Raw genomic sequence first — 18911 nt, 5'->3', positions numbered from 1 at the left:
GCGATTACTCGTCAGCGAGTGCCGGTAGCAATGTCTTCAATTTACGCGTGAGCGTATTGCGCCCCCAGCCCAGCAGCTCGGCGGCTTCCCCTTTGCGCCCGCCGGTATGTTTAAGCGCTGTCTCGATCAGAATCCGCTCAAAATCGGGCACCGCTTCTTCCAGCAGGTGGGTATGGCCTTCGGCCAGGGCATGATCCGCCCAATCACGAAACGCCGTGCGCCAATCGCCGTGGGCGCTGCTTTCCGAAGCGCTGGGTGAACGCAACTCCGGCGGCAAATCTTCCACCAAAATTTCCCGCCCCGACGCCATGACGGTGAGCCAGCGACAGATATTCTCTAACTGGCGCACGTTGCCGGGCCATGGCAAACGCGTTAGGTGCGCCTCTGCTTCGCTGGTCAATACTTTGATATCCGTGGTCAGCTCTTTCGCCGCTTCGGCTAAAAAGTGCCGAGTTAAGCGGGGGATGTCTTCACGCCGCTCGGCAAGCTTGGGCAGGTGGATACGGATCACGTTCAAACGGTGAAACAGATCCTCCCGGAAGCGGCCATCATCCACCAACACTTCCAGGTTTTGGTGGGTGGCAGCGATGATACGCACATCCACTTTGACTGGCGTATGGCCGCCAACGCGATAGAACTCGCCATCCGCCAGCACCCGCAGTAGCCGTGTTTGCGTTTCAGCGGGCATATCGCCTATTTCATCTAAAAACAGCGTACCGCCATTAGCTTGCTCAAAACGCCCCTGGCGCTGCTGGGCCGCCCCGGTAAAAGCGCCCTTCTCGTGGCCAAACAGCTCTGACTCAATCAAATCACGCGGGATCGCCGCCATATTGAGGGCAATAAATGGCTTGCCCGCCCGCGGGCTATGCTGATGAAGCGCCTGGGCAACGCGCTCTTTACCGGTACCCGACTCACCGTTAATCAGCACTGTGATATGGGAGTGGGAAAGGCGGCCAATGGCGCGGAACACCTCCTGCATGGCGGGTGCTTCACCAATGATCTCGGCATTCAGCCCTTCCGGCACGGTGACCGGACGCTGGCGTTCACGGGCGTGGGCCACGGCGCGACGCACCAGCGCCAGGGCCTCGTCAACGTCAAACGGCTTGGGCAGGTACTCAAACGCCCCGCCCTGATAAGAGGCCACGGCGCTGTCCAGGTCAGAGTGCGCGGTCATCACGATCACCGGCAGGTCGGGGTGCGCCTCACGTACCCGGGACATAAGATCCAGTCCATCGATACCCGGCATACGAATATCGGTGACCAGTACGTCGGGCGGGTTTTCCAACAAACGGGGCAAGGCAACGTCGGCGCGCTCGATACACTCAACGTCCAGGTCAGGTTGCGCTAAAGCGCGCTCCAGTACCCAGCGGATAGCGCGGTCATCATCGACAATGACCACCCGCGCAACATCATTACGTGCAGCCTCAGTCATGACGCTTCTCCGGTGAAATTAACAACCATGGGAATCAGTAAACGAAATTCGGTGTGTCCAGGGCGTGAGTCGCACTCGATCAACCCTTGATGCTGGTGCAAAATCGACTGGGCAATAGAGAGCCCAAGACCACTGCCCTCCGCGCGCCCCGACACCATGGGGTAAAACAGCGTTTCCTGCAGCGCAGGAGGAATACCTGGGCCGTTATCGACCACGGCGACTTCGCTGACCAGCCGGTGGCGTTCAGCCCCCAGGGTGAACTGGCGGCGAGCGCGGGTACGCAGTATTAAAGAAGGCTCCGGTGTTTGCGCATCGCTCATGGCCTGCACCGCATTACGGGCCACGTTGAGCACCGCCTGAATCATTTGCGACTCATCGCCGGAAAGGTCGGGCAAGCTGGGATCGTAATCACGGCTAATCGTCACGCACGGGTGCTCGGCAATCAGCAGCGCCCGCACCCGCTCGAGCACTTTGTGAATATTGACCGGCTCATGTTTAAGAATGCGGTTAGGGCCGAGCATGGAGTCGACCAGGTCGCGCAGCCGATCCACTTCCTCGACGATGATATGGGTATATTCGCGCAGCGCGGGGTCGTCTAGATCCCGCTCCAATAGCTGTGCCGCCCCGCGGATGCCACCCAGGGGGTTTTTGACTTCGTGGGCGAGCCCCCGGGCGAGCACCTTGATGGTCTCCTGGCGGGTGGTGAGCGCCTCTTCCCGGGAGATCTGCATCAACCGATCCCGCGGCTCTACTTCCAGTAACAGCTCATCGTCTGATAACGGCGTCACCGTGTAGTCAACCGTCAGTGGTTCGCTATTCAGCGGCGTAATGCGCGCTTCGCGCTGGGTATAAGGGTGAAACGCATCCCGCGCCTTGGCCAATACATCGTCAATGCTCTCATCCCCGCCAAGTAGTGTATCCAGGCTGATCCCGTGAACACGGCTAAGGCTGACGGCTAACAACGCTTCAGCGGCAGGGTTCATCCAGCGCACGCGCAGCTCGCCGTCTAGCAGCAATACGGCTGTGGTGAGATGCTCAAGCAAACGCTGATGCATAGTGGTGTCCTGAAAAATCACGTCTTCCATCGCCGATACAGACCTACAGGTGGATGCTCCATGAGGGAACTGCAAAAAGCGCGCCAACTACGCTTGCATGCCCATTTGCACGGCTTGCGGGCATTGCAGCGGAAGAGGGTGGATCGTTTTAGCGCACTTGTCGCGCCAAATGCCTCTGACAATGCACCACTTTAGTGCATCCAGATTTTGGAAAGGAGTATATCGAGCTATTTTTTCTGGTAGCGCTTTGCTAATTGCGTCTATGAAAGTGCTTTTAAGGAACCGTAATCGTCACTGTTGCCGTGCGGTGCTGCAAACGTTGGCTGCTATCGAGCAGCTCCGCTTGAAGCTCGTGCCGCCCTGAGGCAAGCCCCGTTAGCCAAAACACATCGCTGTGTAGCGCCGTCTGGCTAATCTCGCCATTCACCAACAGCCGCACCTGATGGTCATCGCGCAACGGTGGCGCAATAGCCACCTCCACCGCGGTCATTCCCTCTTCCATCCGTGCGCCTTGCTGGGGCAGAGCGATCGAGAAGTGGTCATAAGGCATAAAAGGCTGCCCCGGTTTGCCGCTTGGCCGTGTAACGGCAGGTGTTGTGGTGCTGAAATCAGTCGTGCTGGAATTAGCCGTGCCAGTGCGGGTGAGTGCAGCGCTTAGCGCAGGCGGCAGGACAGGCAACGGCGCTAACTCCAAGGCCTCACCACCACGGCCGGGGTTATCGGTGAAGGTAACGTTGCCGTGCTCATCGGTCACCCGGTAAACCGTCTGCCCCCACGCTGGGCCAGCGGCTCCCCCCAAGCCTAGGGCAGCAACCAGTACGCTACTCATGGCCACTGTATTGACCTTGCTCATCGCCGCACTCCTCAGCCCCAACAAAAAAACCCCGCCGTAGCGGGGTTCATTAACCATCGTTGTTACCACCGCTTGCCTGACAGTAACAGCCAGGGGGTGCGTAACGCTGATTAGCAGCTGTACTTAACAGCTGTACTTAACAACTGTAGTACATATCAAACTCGATGGGGTGAGTGGTCATACGAATACGCTCCACTTCTTCCATCTTGAGTTCGATGTAGGCATCGATCATTTCGTCGGTGAACACACCGCCTTCAGTCAGGAACGCACGGTCAGCGTCGAGAGCTTCCAGGGCTTGATCCAGGCTGTGCGCCACTGTCGGTACTGACTTGCCTTCTTCTGGCGGCAGGTCGTACAGGTTTTTGTCCATGGCATCGCCAGGATGGATCTTGTTCTTGATACCGTCGATACCTGCCATCAACATGGCAGAGAACGCCAGGTAGGGGTTGGCAGTCGGATCAGGGAAGCGCGCCTCCACACGCTTGCCTTTCGGGCTAGCGGTGTAAGGAATACGGATTGAAGCCGAGCGGTTGCGGGCGCTGTAAGCCAGCATAACCGGCGCTTCAAAGCCAGGCACCAGACGCTTGTACGAGTTGGTAGAAGCGTTAGTAAAGGCGTTTAGGGCACGGGCGTGCTTGATGATGCCGCCAATGTAGAAAAGCGCCATTTCAGACAGGCCAGCATACTCATCACCGGCAAACTGATTGTTACCATCTTTCCAGAACGACTGGTGAACGTGCATACCCGAACCGTTATCACCGACCAGCGGTTTCGGCATAAAGGTCGCGGTTTTGCCGTAAGCGTGAGCCACGTTGTGGATCACGTACTTCATTTCCTGAACTTCGTCAGCTTTCTTCACCAGCGTGTTGAATTTAACGCCGATTTCGTTCTGACCCGCGTTGGAAACCTCGTGGTGATGAACCTCAACGGTCTGACCAATCGCTTCCAGGGTATTACACATTGCGCCACGAATATCGTGGAAGCTATCGACCGGAGGAACCGGGAAGTAGCCGCCTTTAACGCGCGGGCGGTGGCCCAGATTGCCGCCTTCAACGACACTGTCGGTTGCCCAAGCGCCTTCGTCGGAAGTAATTTTGTACATGGAGCCCTGGATATCAGACTTCCAATGCACTTCGTCAAAGATAAAAAATTCAGGCTCAGGACCGAAAAACGCGGTGTCGCCCAGGCCGGTTGACTGCAGGTAAGCCTCTGCACGCTTGGCAATAGAGCGCGGGTCACGATCGTAACCCTGCATAGTGGCCGGCTCGATGATGTCGCAGCGCAGCACCAGCGTCGCATCTTCGGTGAAGGGGTCGAGGTAACCGGTACCATCTTCCGGGCGCAGAATCATGTCGGATTCGTTAATGCCCTTCCAGCCTTCAATCGAAGAGCCATCGAACATTTGGCCATTCTCAAAGAATTCTTCGTCTACATCGCGGGCAGGCACGGTCACGTGCTGCTCTTTACCGCGAGTATCGGTAAAACGCAGATCTACCCATTTAACATCGTGTTCTTCAATTAGCGCGAGAGTCTTGGCTGACATAGTGTCCTCCGGTATGAGCGTGGCTTAAAGCTAACGACAGTAAGCTACCGATAAAAGTGTTGTTCGACAAAATACGTGCTAAACCGCACGTTTGTCATTCTTGTTCGCTCAACGTTTGCCTGACTTTTTTAACAAATCGCTCAGCGAGCATTTCAGACCGGCTATCGTTTTAGCACGCCGCAAGGCTTATGCCTACGACCCGCTAGCCGCTTGCAAATACAATGCAGAGAGCATGCCAACACTGCACCAATATGGCATCAAAAAACAACAACTGTTTGTTTTATAAATAATAAAAAATGGATTTGAATGCCTCTTGATGACGCATAACGGCTAAAAACGGCCTTAGAAGTCACCTCAAAACCTTATAGCGCACCAAAATAGAACAAAAATAACGACCAATGCTCTTTTATAGTGCAAGCAATGCGCTGAGCACTCTTTTCTGGCCCGCAAGTTTTTTTACTTGCTACTCAAATAAACCAGCTACTACAATAAATTACAAATTGATAGATTTGCTCACAAATGGAGTCGGCAAATGGGGTCGGTCTGCTTTATCGTTGATGCCATGGTGACGGGTGAGATGTTGCCACGCCACTTAAAATCCATACGTGAGTCTGGTGTGGCCGATCACTTACTGCCTATTTTGGTAACGACCACTCAAGCCCAGGAGCGCCTCAGTGCTATTGAACAGCGCTACCACGCGCACTCGCTGATTACGCCAGCGCGGCCCCTGGGCGCCCGCCTCAATAAAGCTGCATCTGCCAGTCAAGCGGAGTGGCTCATCATTGCGCTGCAAAAAAAGCCGCTATCTGCCGACCTCTGGGGCGCACTCTACCCACAGCTCAACACGTATACCCTTGATGCCTTGATCATCGGCTTCACCCGGCCAACGCTGTCGGAACGCATCCTGCGGCGCTTATTAGCAAGTGCTTTGATCTTGCCGCCCTATATTGCCGTTAGACGCGCCTGGCTAGAGCGCTTGGGAGGATTTGACCCAGAGCTTGACGATAACAGCGCGATAGACGATTTTCTGCAGCGTTTGCACGCCTGCCCCACCCGCTTGAAAACCTACAGCGGGCACTTGCTTAGCCAAATGGATGAACCAGACGACGACCCTATGCTGCCTAACCCCGAAGCGGCGGTCACGCCACGTCCCTGACACCCTTTCGGCCAGTTCCTGCTAGCGCTTGCCTTATTGCCGTCGTCAATTTACTTACCTTTAATGGCTTACCTTCAACTGCTTGCCGAATAGCATCGCGCCTGCTGTAGTGGTATTCGCCAGTTTATTAAGCCCCACTGACCCCACCACCCCAACCACCATAAGCAACAGCGCGTAGACGCCAACGGGCAACGATAACGGCTCGACAGCCAGATCGGTGAGCACAAAGAACATGGGGTGAGCCAGATAAATACCGAACGAATATGCATTGACGTGGCGTACCCACAAAGGCGCAGGACGCCCCGCCAAGTAGCGCATGGCGCAGAGTGTAAACAGCACGAAGAAGGGAATGACCCACACCTCTTTGGAAGAGAATGCCAGCCAGCCCGCGAAGGTCGCCGCAATAATCAGCGCCACCATCAGCCCCAACCACAGCGGGCGAGCCATTTGCTGCATCCAGGCGGGGCGTGCCAGCAGCACGCTCTCAGGAGCTAGCGGGTAGTAGCGCACCAGTACCAGCGCCAGGAAAAACACATAGATCCACCCCAACGGCGCGATCCACAGCAGGTAGCCGGGCAGATCGACGTCAAACCAGTAGGCCAACCCCCAATACCCCATGCTGATAATACAAGCGCCCCACAGCCACGGCACCGGGTTCAAGCGCCACAGCTGCCAGCGGGTAAACAACCAGTAGGCCACATAAAACTGCATCGCGATAATCAAAAAATAGCCATGCCAGCCCGCGTAGACATAATACTCAATAGCGTTGGCTATTAACCCCACCGGCTCATCTGATGTCTGCAGCCTCGCCCATTCAGCCGTCGAATAAATAAAGCCATACACAAAATACGGCACCATCACATACTTCACGCGCTGGGCAAGAAAACCTTCCGGCACAGATTTATCGTAGCGAACGGCGAACACAAAAACGGCAATAAACAGGAAAATCGGCGTACCCAAGACCAGTGGTATACGCATTAAATCGGTCGCGACGTTATCGAGGCGTTGATTGACGTGATCTAATAAATGAAACAAAAAAACGGCTATACAGCCGTAAGCACGCAACCAATAGATCTCTTCAATTTTCCGCATTGGGCCTCCCGCCGCTACCTACTCCTACCTTGGTATTTTGCATGGCGATAATGAGTGACGTTGCTGTCTGTCGTATTCGTATATGGCTATGATGAACAATAAAAGCCTTCGCGCTGTCCGACCCCATTGAACAGTTTTAATTCCCGGAGGAGACGTGTTCATCCCCAAGCCACCAGTATTCTCGTACCGATTTCACGCCCTACTCACCGCGTTTATTGGCTGGCTGACGTTCAGTGGGCATTCATTCGCCAGCGAGGTCGAGCACCATCAGTTTTTCTCGCCCACGCTAGGTTACGACTACCCCTACAGTGTCTATTTACCCGATCATTATGACGACCAGGCGACAGATGCTTATCCGGTCGTTTATATGTTGCACGGCTCTTTTGGCACCGACCGCGACTGGGTTTCTCGCGGCAATTTACAGCAGGTGGCGGATAGGTTAATCGCCGCCGGGCATATTCCTCCGGCCGTGTTCATTATGCCCGGCAGCCGCAGTTGGTGGGTGGATGGCCACAACGAACCCGCCCGTAGCGCGTTTTTTAACGACCTAATGCCCCATGTGGAAGCGACCTACCGAGTGGGCCAAGAGCGACATCTGCGCGGCATAGCAGGTCTCTCCGCCGGTGGTTACGGCGCGCTCAATTTTGCCCTGGAGCGACCTGAACTGTTTGCCGCGGTGGCCGCGTTAAGCCCCGCCAGCTACGCCCCCCTGCCACCACGCAACTCCTCCGCCTGGCGCCACCCGGCCTTTCGCAATGAGCAGGGCCAGTTTGATCGCGAGCTATGGCAAAACCTTAACTACACCGCCTATTTGGAAGCGTATCGCCTGCGCGTAACCCCCCGCGGCACTGAAGAAGAGGGCGACCTCTCCCCCGTACCGCTGTATATCAGCGCCGGGCGTAGCGATGTCTATGACGCGGAATTCCACGCCCGCATCCTGCGCCAAACCATGGAGCGCATTCAGCCCAATGACGTGCGCCTCGACCTCTACCCCGGCGGCCACACATGGCAGGTATGGCGGGCCAGCCTACCGGCAGCACTCAACTTCCTGTTTCAGTACGTGGGGCAACCGGTAGTTGAAGCACAAACTGAAGCAGACTCGGAGGAAGTAAGCGGTTGAACGCACTACACTAAAGCAACACCCTTCAAAGCACTTTCCAACACAAGGAAGACAGCGATGCACCAGCATATCGAATGGGACGAACCCGGCAGCGCCAGCGTAGCGGAGTACTTTAAAAACGACCCTGATCACAACGCCCCCGACCCAGGCGACATTATTTCCGCCCGTTATCAAGGCGCCATGGTGCGCATCAAAGTAGAAGCCTACCGAGAAGAGGACGCCGTCAGCATCGGCGAAGTCGCCGCCATCATCGACACCAAAGGTGGCCGCCACCAAAGCCACCACAAGCTGGAAGTCGGCCACATCGTCCGCGTACCTGACGACAAACGCGCCATGGAAAACAGGAAAGACGACGAAAAAGAGACATGAACGATTGAGCAGTTTACAGAGTAGCGTCCACAGCGCCTACTGGCAGATCACCTGCAAGGACGCCCATTCGGTTGGCGTTAGGATAGCAGTGGTCTCGCCTTGGTTGTCTGCAAAACGCTGGGCCTGTGCACCGCGCCAGCTGGAAGCAGGGTGTGTAGACAAACGCTCAGAGAGAGCAATATCACCCGCTTCCAGCCCCTCAATCCGGGCAAAAAAGTTGGCAAATCCTGCCGCATCAACGTGCGCCGCAGCGAGTGTTTCTAAAGCAAAACGGTCTGCCTCGACTTCAGCCTCCCGGCTATAGGCAGCAGTTAGCAAATGCTCACTCACCACTGCGGCGCCCGCCAAGTCACCAAACACCATGGTGAGCAACCCAGTTGCTCCCGCCGCACGTAATGCCTGCCGCATGGGATCTCGTCGCTCTACATGGCCAATTTCGTGCGCCAGCACGCCCGCCACTTCCTCAGGGGTCTCAGCCTCTTCCAGCAAGGCACTCAAAATAACCACCTGCCCACCCGGGGCGGCAAACGCATTGACGTCAGAATGATCAAAAACCTGAACGGCGATTTCGTAGTGCATATCACGCTTAGCTGTCAGCCTTTCCAGCATCGTATTTAGCGCCCCCATCCCCTCAGGAGAATCACAGCGCTGCGTGCTTCCGCTTGAACTGTTTAGCACCCACTCGATTTGCTGGGTAACGGCTTTGCCAAAGGCAACTTCACGCTCGATCGGAATAGCCTCAGCCAGGATATTGGCCATGCTCGGCAAGATAACGAACAGCATCAACACAATGGCCGCCACCGCGCCCGTTCCCCATCCCGCCATGCGCAGCCAGGTTCTCTTACGGACATCGCGGCGGAAAAGATCAGGCTGTGTAGCACGCAACCTGGCAATGAAGTCGTTATCAGTGACGATAAGCCGTGCAGGATCTCTCTCGTCAATAGACGGGACATAACGGGTCAAGGTTAGCTGCGCTTTACTCGAACGATCACTAAGAGCACGAAGATCGGCGAGTTCCCAGCGAACAGGTTCAGCGAGTGAGTCTGCGTGGATGACCAGCACCTGCTGGTCATCAAACACCGTAATGCACACCTCATGGCGATAGGCCGTCACGCCATCAAAGAATTGCCCCTGCAACATTAAAATGCGCCAGCGACATCAAGTGCATCAGCCACGCCCTCAGCACCAACGGCCTCATCTGCCTGACGCTGCTGGATTTGACTTAAAGGCTCGGGATTTATAATGCTGAACGTCTGAACATAATGACCCAGTATAGGCTGAGTAATCATCACCATTTTCATTGCCTGAAACAGCAAAAATAAAAAGATATAGCTCAGCGCAGCACCAATGAATCCAACCGTGACTGACGAGATACCAAAATCAAAAATGGCCGTCATGACACTTACTATAAATATTATAAATAACGACATCACCCCCATCCCGACACTTGCAATTAAGTAGATCCGAACAATCTCCCCCGTTCGTGGCTCAGCCTTAAAGCCAACCTCCTCGCCTAACGTCTTGTGGGATGTCATATAAGCAAAACTCTTAACCTGGTAATGCACAAAACCGATAGCCACCCAGATGCTACCAACAAAAAGAATGGCTGACGCCAAGCCGTCATAACCCCAGGAAAAAGCACCTACGCTTACCAGTAGAATGACGACGCCAATAAACAAATGTATTAGCGCTGAGTAAAGACGCGTCCAAGTTCCACCCTGCTTAATACCAACATCACCATAGTAACTCCGCTCGGCCATATACTGCTCTAACTTGAACGTCGCTAACGGGGCAAGCGCCCCTAGCGTGACGACCGTAAGCAATCGGTAGCCAATGGCACGGATCACATAGCCCCACGCGCCTTTTTCCATACTAAAACGAATGCCGCACCACCGCGTTCGACTCATCATGTATCGGCGCTTCTGATAACTGGCATAAAAGAGAAGAGGCAAAACAGCCAGAATATTTATATACACAACAACCAGATAACGGGTTTGCTCCGCAGGATTAGTAGCACTCGACGAGACGTTAAACATCGAAAGGCCGAAGTAGAAGAGTAACATCTGAAACACGCCGAGATACAATGCCAGGATAACCAGAGCAATGAGGAAGCCAATAAACTTCTCAAGCCCTGTTCCCGTGTACTCCAGAGCAGAATTATTGGCGCTTGTAGAACCCCAAAGATACTGACGGATGCGCGTCGTTTGCCAGAAACGGTAAATCCCCAGAGTAAGGACAGTGAGTAAGCCGGTTTTAAAAACCAGAAAAAAAGCGAAAGACTATCAGGCTCTTGACGAGCGACCACGCTTTGCTGTTCAGGCTCGAAGCGATGAGTATCCATGCAGGAAAGATCCATGTCTTTTAACGTTAGTGATATAGCTTAATTTGACGTCTAGCTTAATAAGTATACCTCAACCCCGCATGGAAGCTAAGTAGGATTTGCCATTAATTGCGATTAGACAACCAGAAATCGAAGAAGGACTCAATGCACGCCGCTTATTACGGTTCATGCACATTTCAAGTAGCCGTGATAAGCCTCAAGCGCAGCTGTGCCAAGGACACATATCTTTAAGTGCACTGCTAATGGGGAGACTCGAACTCCCACATTTTTCCGAGCTACCTGAACGGCAATACCCACATTGCCACTCATTACGGATCATGCACTTTTCGAGTAGCGCGGCGTAAGCGTTAGCGCACCCGCGACGGCGGCCCGGCGCGAAAGCACCGCGCAGCGGTGCCAAGGGCATTTACCTTAAATCTAACTCCCGACCATTTAAATGAGCTTTTTTACTCCACTTTTAACGGTTCATCCCCGCCCGTGCGGGGATCGGATCATCACGCTGCCGCTCACTGCGTGCTGCCGCGGTTCATCCCCGCCCGTGCGGGGATCGGGCGGCTTCAACAGTGGCGCGGTAGTCGTCCCACGGTTCATCCCCGCCCGTGCGGGGATCGGGGAGGTGCCACTTTCATTATTTTCAGTTCCCGCGGTTCATCCCCGCCCGTGCGGGGATCGGGTTCACGTAATCCGCAAACCGCGTCTCTTTTTTCGGTTCATCCCCGCCCGTGCGGGGATCGGCGAGATCTACCCCGACCTAGGCCGTGCGGCACCGGTTCATCCCCGCCCGTGCGGGGATCGGTGATCGAGTGTATATGGAAAATGCCTGGGATACGGTTCATCCCCGCCCGTGCGGGGATCGGGCATGGCCGACGATGCCGCCAAGCTGTTCGAGCGGTTCATCCCCGCCCGTGCGGGGATCGGGGCGGGTATTTCTCAAAGCGGTATCCGAAGATACGGTTCATCCCCGCCCGTGCGGGGATCGGTTTGCGACTTGCGCTCAAACGCATCCCATAGGCGGTTCATCCCCGCCCGTGCGGGGATCGGACGCTGCTTCTACCGCCCATAAGTCAGGTTGACGGTTCATCCCCGCCCGTGCGGGGATCGGTCCGAAGACATGGATGCTAAGACCTTTTTCAACGGTTCATCCCCGCCCGTGCGGGGATCGGCTGACGCTTGACCGCGCTGATTACCTGCCCTGCGGTTCATCCCCGCCCGTGCGGGGATCGGTCGGTCGCTTGGATACGGACGACATGGCCCGCCGGTTCATCCCCGCCCGTGCGGGGATCGGATGGCATGCACCACATGCTCTATTTGCGACGGCGGTTCATCCCCGCCCGTGCGGGGATCGGTGGATTGTGACGGTCTGGATCTTCCCGGCCAGCGGTTCATCCCCGCCCGTGCGGGGATCGGCAGCTACGCGATACGCGATTCTGACGCGATTGCGGTTCATCCCCGCCCGTGCGGGGATCGGCGCGCAAAGAGCGATTGAACGTATGGGTCAGGCGGTTCATCCCCGCCCGTGCGGGGATCGGATTACCGTCCCACTTGAAACCGTAGGGCTCATCGGTTCATCCCCGCCCGTGCGGGGATCGGACTTGTTGTAGACAGTTGATCTACAAGAAGAAAATAGCAGATAAAAAATCTACCAGCTATTTTGCTTACTTTTTAAGCATATCAAATTGTTAAAGAACCAATAAAATCAGCTAGTTAACTTGTGGTGGTAAAAAGCGCACCAAACGTAGTCCGTCATGGTCGACTGGCTCTCGGCGGTTTTCTCCATAGGTTTGAAATTCAAAACCGGATTCATGGTTGCTGGCCCAGGCCATAGCTACGTTGCCATCTTCGGCTAGGGCCTCGACCTGCTCCCAAATCATTTCACGAATACGCCTGCTAACATCGCCCACGTAAACTCCGGCTCTAATCTCCAAGAGCCATACTGCCAACCGGCCACGTAGACGAGGCGGCACGGCTTCTGTAATTACCACGAGCATCGCCATTTATCCGCTCCTATGACCGGCATCGCCGACCGAAGGTGGTTCGGGAATCGCAGGCGGTACTGCATCGGGTGCTGGTGGCGGCGGCTGAATATCACCAGCGGCAAGCACATCTTCGATCATGGGGATTAAGCGTTGGAGTATGTGGGATTGCTTGAATGCATCGCGGCAGGCGATACGAACCTCTCTTTCCGGCATAGGCGGATTGCGCGCCGCGACTCTAAAGGCCGCGGGTACCACCGTTTCAAACTTCACGATGTCGGCAATGTCATAAACAAAACTCAATGGCTTGCCGGTGTGCAGATACCCGATGGCGGGGGCGTAGCCTGCTGCCAAAATAGCCGCTTCGGTAATCCCGTATAGGCAGGCGGTTGCTGCTGATAGGCATTGGTTTGCGACATCCGAGGCGTCCCACTGTTTAGGATCGTAACGACGTCCGTTCCATTTAACGCCATACTGTTTGGCTAATAGTTGGTAGGTTTTGCGCACCCTTGCGCCTTCCATACCACGCAGTTGCTCGATGCTGCGACGCGAAGGCGGCTCTTCACCAAAACGCAGCTCAAACATTTTGCGTACTACTTTAAGGCGCAATTTTTCATCTAGCGCTAGCTGCGCTTGGTACAACAACTTGTCTGATCTCGCACCGCCTGGTTGGCCTGCGCTATATAGCCTTACACCAGCATCACCCACCCAAATCAGTAAAGTTCCGACCGTAGCCGCCAGCTTAATGGCGGCATGAGAAACTCGGGTACCCGGTTCAAGCAACAGGCATGCGACCGAGCCCACCGGGATGTGCATACGCTCGCCATTAACGTCGTCAATGACGACGAAAGCGCCGTCGCGCACATCTATCTGCCCCATCCCGATAAAGATCATCGACATTCGGTCTTTTTCGGGAATGGGCTTTAGTGGAATAAAGCCCATATAGTCTCCTAAGGTCGGCGCAGTAGTAGCAAACCACCGCCAAATGCCTTGGCCCGACCAATACCATGGGCCATGGTTTCGATAAGTTTCCCAGGGTTTGTTACTTCCAGCAGGCCTTCGTAATCCATCGTCGAGAACTGAACCGGCTTGCCGCTGCCTTTGTTCAGCACATGTTGGCGGTAGGCGCCCAGCTCTGGCGTCACCGGCAGGCTAAAGCCCCATGTTTCAGCGCGACTTTCGAGCCACTCACGGGCCTTGCCATTCATAGCATCAACACAGGCTTGGCTGGTGCGTTGACCTGGCGGGAATGGCTTTTTGGCTGCCATTAACACATCCGCGCGCTGGCCGCGCTTCCCTGGCACAGAAACCGCTATCGTGGGGTTAGCGCGCAGGCGAAATGCCAGTCTCTCGCCCGCTTTGAGCTCTGGTGCGTAGGGTTTGCTCTCGGCGGTCAGCAAGCCAGGCACTGATGAGGGTTCACGGTCTGAAAGAAGGTAAAATAGCGGTAGCCCTTTAGGGCCTTTACTCTCTTCGGCTTCTTCCAGCTCTTGCCGAAAAATAAATGGCCTTGGCCCTTCGTAGCCGGGGAATAGCTGCCATAAAAGCTGGTGAGCCGTATAGGCTTCCGCGTTCATTACATCAAACAGCTTTTCGCGGGAGAGCCCGTTCAGGTCAACACGAACGCGTGAGAGATACATTAGCGCGCCTCCTCTGCTGCTATGGCCCGACGAAACTCTAACCGAGGGCCAAACTGCCAGCGGCGGCGATTCAGCGGCAAATCCCACACATCATTGTACTCTGCCGCCTGGCCATCGCCGTCTAACCTACTAGCCTCACCCTCCCAGGCGTATAACGCTTCATCGGGAAAACGCAGCGCCACTTTGTCATTGCCGTAGCGTTTGTTTAAAGGTGGGAAGTCAATATCAAGCGCTTCTTTGAGCGTGCTGCATTCTCGCCGTTGGGGTGCAAGCGGCGCAGCGGGCGGGCAGGATTTGCGCCCTAGATAAAGTGGGTAATAGGGCGTTTTGAGCGCTTGCTCAAGCTCAGAAAGCGTCAGGGTTGCCGCTGGCGTTAGCCAGACGGCCACTGTCCATAGACCATCACAGCGATAATCCCGGCTGGAAAGTATGGTTTTTAGCGCATCGCGCGGCCCGCTTAGCTCTTCTTTGCGGGTGTGATAGCTCACTTTTGACTGCGCAGCGGGCATCTGCACGGTGTGATAGTCACGCATCAGCATACCGGGGGTGTACTGTTTTACGCCCATGGCAATGCTCTCGCGCAGTTGCGTTTGGCCTGCATCGTCATCCCGGCGAACACCTAGTGCGGCCCCAAGCAAACCAAGCACGGCACCTTTACCTGGGTAAGTCGCTATAGGACGCGTTTCACCAACCGCGGCTTCGCCCCAACTGGCAAGCGGCGCATAGAGCCGAAAAATAAGATAGTCGGTCATGCCGCCTCCTTACTGGTCGGTTTTTAAGAAAGCGGCCAATTCAGCAAGATTGCCTTTCTTTACATCACCTTTTAGCTGCGGCCCTTCATAGTCAGGCTCGGCACTGATGACAAAACGGCTATCGGCACCTGGTTCATAAGCATCATCAAACGCTTGTGCTTGGCGCTCCAGACATTTGATCGCATCAAGCGTTTGATCCTGCCCCGTCACGGGCCGCAGGTACGCGGTAGAAAGCGAGCGCGGCTGCTGGTTGCCTTTTTCAGCGAGCACATAGCTTGCATGAGCGCGGGAACCGAAACTATTTTGCTTACCTTTTGGGGAGGTTTTGACAGCAGCTTCCACCAGTGCTGCAATCGCTTGGTCGGCTAATTCACTGTTGCCCTGCAAGTTCTCAACCAACTGCTGACGGTCAATGCAGATATACAGGTAGAACAGCCCGGCACCAAAACCAGATTCACCAATATGTGCAGCACCACGGTCTTTATCACCGCTGTTTAAATCATCGACAGCGGTAAAATAATCATCTTCTACTTCAGCAGCGTGTACGGTGATTGCATGGGCCACTTGGCAGGCAGCATCAACGTTATATTCAGGCACGGCAGCCAGCATACGGCCAAACAGCGCTACATCGGCGGCGGCAGGCTTGTGGCGTAAGAGTTTTAATTCATCATCGTTGGGCTCGCGCTTCTCTGCCGCCAGTGTCTCCACCAGTGCGCTAATTGCTTGGCGTTCTTCCAAGCCAACGTGCACTAGCTGCTCAATCTCAAACTCTTTAGGCTCGCCCTTTTCTACTTTACGCAGCTTGCCAAACACGCCCGCTATTTTTTCTGCGCAAGCCCCCGCCATTTTTTGATCAACACCTTTTTCTACTAACTGATCGTAAGCTTCTTTGCCCAGACGCTTAGTACGCGTGCCCACATGCCCAGCCAGTGCTTCTTCAAAGAGCGCAGAGGTACGCCAAGTACGCTTAAGGCTTTGTGACGAGACACGTAGACGCTTAGCACCACCCATCAAGGCAGTTTTGGGGCGTCCCAAATCATCGCGGTTCAGGTTGGCGGGCGGATAAGAGGTCAGCAGGTGCAGTTGAATAAAGTGGCTCATGGATAACTCCGTTAGTGATTTCCATATAAAACTAGAAAGGGTGATAGTCAGTCGAAAAAATCAGTCGCTGCGATGGCTATAGCGAGACGTTGCCGCGAAATAGTCATTTGCCAGTACAAATCCAAGCCGCTGGGTAGGCTTGGCAGACAAACGTCCACGATGCTCGCGCCACCAAAGTGAGATAACACTCGCCAGCAGTACGACACTGATATCTTTCTTATCCGCAAGCGCCAGCGCACGGCGTAAGCGCTGTATAAACTCCTCAGGCGTACGGCAGGAAAGTAACTGTTGAAAGCGCAGCTCGCTCATCAGCGGTTTGCCGGTTTGCTCTTTTTGCTGGCCAAGGCGTGAGGCTAACGACGCGCTCTTCTTTTCTTCGCGCAACTCCGCTGCGATTAACGCGATGCATGACCAAACTTGCAGCTTTTCATCGCGATAATCCGTTTGTTTCGTCGTCTCCGGCAGCATCGCCCATAGCTCGCGAAAACCTTGGGTTAACATCGCGGCCTCCGCGCTATCACAGCGGCGCAGTACCGCTCGTACACCACGGGGTAGCGGTGGCTGAGGTGTCAATGCTTGCAAAACCTGCGGCGGCAGCGTCAACCGCTGCCACCAACGGCGTAGGGCGGCGGCTTCATCCCGTTTCAAAGCAACGAGTGACTTTTTCTCCGCCTCGGTCAATAAATCTTCTTTCTCGGTTGTGTCCGGCGTTAACACATCACTCATCAGGTGTCTCCTGTCGTGGATGCAGCAGAGGCCGCGTTACGTTTGGCCTGCGCGGAGGGGTCAAAATCACCCTGTTGGATAAAGTCACTCACCACTTTGCTACCTTTACTCTTGCCGCCAAGAAAGCTTTGCAACTGCCTATGAGCAGCGGTGGCACGTTCAAGATCCATGCTTTCCTGGGCGCCGCTTAGTGCCAGTTCTTCAAATACGCTCATAGCTTCATGCTTAAGGGCGAAGTACCAACGCTCTGCGATATCGGGAGGAATATGCGGTGGCGGCGAGTCTTGTTGCAGCACCTGCTGAAGGGCTAGCAGCGCTTTAAAAAACTCAGGCTGGGTTGCATCGTAAAATTGGTTATCAATGGCGCTCATATCGCCTTTGGCATCCGATGGCCGCGAAAACCAGGCGTTTTTGACTTGGGTACGTACCATCCAGGCGATGTTGCGCGAAAGCTCTGTCAGTTGATGAACCCAGGTGCGGAGCCTTTCCTGCTGGCCTCGTGGAATTGCTACCAAGGGCATTTCGATGCTGTACCAACCGCGCGGCTTCATGTTGTCCATGTCGTAGCCAAACACCCATAGGCGCGCCTCTCTCAGCAACGCCTGGATGTCTTCGCCATGCGCTCGCTCTTGTGTCACTAGCTTTTGTTTGTGGATATAGCTTTTCAGCACCGCTGCCGCGATTGCACCACTGCTTTCTTCATCATTCAGCACAAAGCCTGACCAGTGCCGATAGCCAAGCCCACCCGGCTGACCTTTGCTAGAAAGTGGCAGTTCATTGGGCTTTTTGGGATCACGTCGGTAGGGGGTTAGCGGATGTAACCATGGGCCGTCGTAGTTGGCCCCCTGTTTTTTAGCGCGTAATTCGCGCACGACCCGCTCTGTTTTTCGTCCGCAAATATCGCACGGGCATTCATCTGCGTCTTCAAATAGCAGCCGGAAGCGACGCGGCATTGACCAGTAAGCATGCAGGGGGTGGGTGTCTTCAGGTAGCACCTCGGTGCCTTTTTTATCGCTTACCCGCGTATCAGCCATCCAGAAAAATAGTGAAGGTTCTTCTGGATGCGGCGTCGACCACTGTTGCCTTTTCCGGGTGGCTTCTTTCTGCGTAATGACGTTTAGCCATAGGCGCTCCCACAGACTGGCATCTGATGACTCCGGCATTACCAGTGTTGTCAGTGGCCCACCGCCACGCAGGCCCACGCGGATACCGGCACCGCCCGCAGGTGCGTTAATCTGCATGGTGTACAGCGCTATGGCCGCGCAGGCGTCACACATCACCTCAACACGGCCGCGCTTTACGAAAAAGTCAGTATTATTTTTGATGCCATTAGCGCCGGGGGCATCAATTAATAAACCGCTGACGGTGGCGTTGTTTACATCCTCAAGCGGATCAAGATCCTGCATAAAGCGAGGGCTGTCGCCATCCAGTTCAAAAGCGCGACTGAAAGGGGCGAACGCTTTCTCCAACGCCTCAACACTCGGAGGCTCCATTAACCAATCAAGCCAGTCGTCATGAGTTTTCGGCGGCAGTGCGGTTTGCAGCAGACCAATCAGGAACTGATAGGCTGCTCCTTGAAAGTCCGCTCGCGGCAGAGCGAGGTTAATAACATCAGGGTCAGCCACGGCTGAGGGTGGGCGATTCTCTACCTCTCCATCTTTTAACAGGAAGGGTAACCATGGGTCGTTAAGGAGATTCATGTACACCTCGATAGTGTCGTCTGGTGTCGGCGCTTCGTTTACACTGAAAAATATTAGG

General features: G+C 55.0%; 17 protein-coding genes and 1 CRISPR repeat array. Of the genes, 3 read left to right on the top strand and 14 right to left on the bottom strand.

The features are described 5' to 3' along the window. Nucleotides 1–4: 4 nt before the first annotated feature. The 4 genes from ntrC to glnA all read right to left on the bottom strand — a co-directional run bounded on the left by ntrC (nucleotide 5) and on the right by glnA (nucleotide 4883). Nucleotides 5–1432: a nitrogen regulation protein NR(I) gene (gene ntrC / locus OM794_RS01115; protein WP_226250206.1), complete on the bottom strand. Its 1428-nt coding sequence runs from the start codon at nucleotides 1430–1432 to the stop codon at nucleotides 5–7. Further along, nucleotides 1429–2487 carry a nitrogen regulation protein NR(II) gene (gene glnL / locus OM794_RS01110; RefSeq protein WP_226250205.1) on the bottom strand — a complete coding sequence of 353 codons (1059 nt, stop codon included), beginning with the start codon at nucleotides 2485–2487 and terminating at the stop codon, nucleotides 1429–1431. Before glnL ends, ntrC begins: the two co-directional genes overlap by 4 nt. 274 nt (nucleotides 2488–2761) lie before the next feature. Continuing rightward, nucleotides 2762–3340: a DUF4124 domain-containing protein gene (locus OM794_RS01105; protein WP_226250204.1), complete on the bottom strand. Its 579-nt coding sequence runs from the start codon at nucleotides 3338–3340 to the stop codon at nucleotides 2762–2764. A gap of 136 nt (nucleotides 3341–3476) precedes the next feature. Further along, nucleotides 3477–4883, bottom strand: coding sequence for a glutamate--ammonia ligase (glnA, locus tag OM794_RS01100; protein ID WP_088702103.1), 1407 nt, complete (start codon nucleotides 4881–4883; stop codon nucleotides 3477–3479). 532 nt (nucleotides 4884–5415) lie between these two features. On the opposite strand from glnA, the gene OM794_RS01095 reads away from it, so the two are divergent. Further along, on the top strand, nucleotides 5416–6039 hold the full coding sequence (locus OM794_RS01095) for a glycosyltransferase family A protein (RefSeq protein WP_226250203.1): 624 nt from the start codon (nucleotides 5416–5418) through the stop codon (nucleotides 6037–6039). Between the two features lie 60 nt (nucleotides 6040–6099). Here the strand turns inward: OM794_RS01095 and OM794_RS01090 are convergent, their stop codons facing one another. Beyond that, on the bottom strand, nucleotides 6100–7131 hold the full coding sequence (locus tag OM794_RS01090; protein WP_226250202.1) for an acyltransferase family protein: 1032 nt from the start codon (nucleotides 7129–7131) through the stop codon (nucleotides 6100–6102). A 154-nt stretch (nucleotides 7132–7285) separates the two neighbouring features. Between OM794_RS01090 and OM794_RS01085 the strand changes: the two genes are divergently transcribed. Both OM794_RS01085 and OM794_RS01080 read left to right on the top strand, forming a co-directional pair. Beyond that, entirely contained in the window at nucleotides 7286–8251 is a 966-nt protein-coding gene (locus OM794_RS01085) for an alpha/beta hydrolase (protein WP_226250201.1), read from the top strand. A 57-nt stretch (nucleotides 8252–8308) separates the two neighbouring features. Further along, nucleotides 8309–8620, top strand: coding sequence for a hypothetical protein (locus OM794_RS01080; RefSeq protein WP_226250200.1), 312 nt, complete (start codon nucleotides 8309–8311; stop codon nucleotides 8618–8620). Between the two features lie 36 nt (nucleotides 8621–8656). Here the strand turns inward: OM794_RS01080 and OM794_RS01075 are convergent, their stop codons facing one another. The 9 genes from OM794_RS01075 to casA form a co-directional block, all read right to left on the bottom strand. Beyond that, nucleotides 8657–9760, bottom strand: a complete 1104-nt coding sequence (locus OM794_RS01075; RefSeq protein WP_226250199.1) for a M48 family metallopeptidase — start codon at nucleotides 9758–9760, stop codon at nucleotides 8657–8659. Further along, nucleotides 9760–10884, bottom strand: a complete 1125-nt coding sequence (locus OM794_RS01070) for a YjgN family protein (protein WP_265154620.1) — start codon at nucleotides 10882–10884, stop codon at nucleotides 9760–9762. Before OM794_RS01070 ends, OM794_RS01075 begins: the two co-directional genes overlap by 1 nt. A gap of 538 nt (nucleotides 10885–11422) precedes the next feature. Then, nucleotides 11423–12551: direct repeats of the CRISPR family, unit length 29 nt; unit sequence CGGTTCATCCCCGCCCGTGCGGGGATCGG. Between the two features lie 110 nt (nucleotides 12552–12661). Continuing rightward, complete coding sequence (gene cas2e, locus OM794_RS01065; RefSeq protein ID WP_035564117.1) at nucleotides 12662–12955, bottom strand: type I-E CRISPR-associated endoribonuclease Cas2e; 294 nt, start codon at nucleotides 12953–12955, stop codon at nucleotides 12662–12664. Further along, a complete protein-coding gene (gene cas1e, locus OM794_RS01060) occupies nucleotides 12956–13876 on the bottom strand; it encodes a type I-E CRISPR-associated endonuclease Cas1e (protein ID WP_226250619.1) in 921 nt (306 codons plus the stop codon). 8 nt (nucleotides 13877–13884) lie between these two features. Continuing rightward, nucleotides 13885–14574: a type I-E CRISPR-associated protein Cas6/Cse3/CasE gene (gene cas6e / locus OM794_RS01055; RefSeq protein WP_226250618.1), complete on the bottom strand. Its 690-nt coding sequence runs from the start codon at nucleotides 14572–14574 to the stop codon at nucleotides 13885–13887. Further along, nucleotides 14574–15326, bottom strand: coding sequence for a type I-E CRISPR-associated protein Cas5/CasD (cas5e, locus tag OM794_RS01050; RefSeq protein WP_226250617.1), 753 nt, complete (start codon nucleotides 15324–15326; stop codon nucleotides 14574–14576). The genes cas6e and cas5e overlap by 1 nt, the downstream gene beginning before the upstream one ends. 9 nt (nucleotides 15327–15335) lie before the next feature. After that, entirely contained in the window at nucleotides 15336–16427 is a 1092-nt protein-coding gene (gene cas7e, locus OM794_RS01045) for a type I-E CRISPR-associated protein Cas7/Cse4/CasC (RefSeq protein WP_226250616.1), read from the bottom strand. Between the two features lie 60 nt (nucleotides 16428–16487). Continuing rightward, a complete protein-coding gene (casB, locus tag OM794_RS01040) occupies nucleotides 16488–17153 on the bottom strand; it encodes a type I-E CRISPR-associated protein Cse2/CasB (protein ID WP_226250615.1) in 666 nt (221 codons plus the stop codon). Beyond that, nucleotides 17153–18853 (bottom strand): type I-E CRISPR-associated protein Cse1/CasA, encoded by a 1701-nt coding sequence (gene casA, locus OM794_RS01035; protein ID WP_226250614.1) that lies wholly within the window; start codon nucleotides 18851–18853, stop codon nucleotides 17153–17155. The genes casB and casA overlap by 1 nt, the downstream gene beginning before the upstream one ends. Between the last annotated feature and the right edge of the window lie 58 nt (nucleotides 18854–18911).

This window comes from Halomonas sp. BDJS001 (assembly GCF_026104355.1).
In the GTDB taxonomy this organism is placed as follows: domain Bacteria; phylum Pseudomonadota; class Gammaproteobacteria; order Pseudomonadales; family Halomonadaceae; genus Vreelandella.
This window is presented reverse-complemented; position numbering and strand designations above follow the sequence as displayed.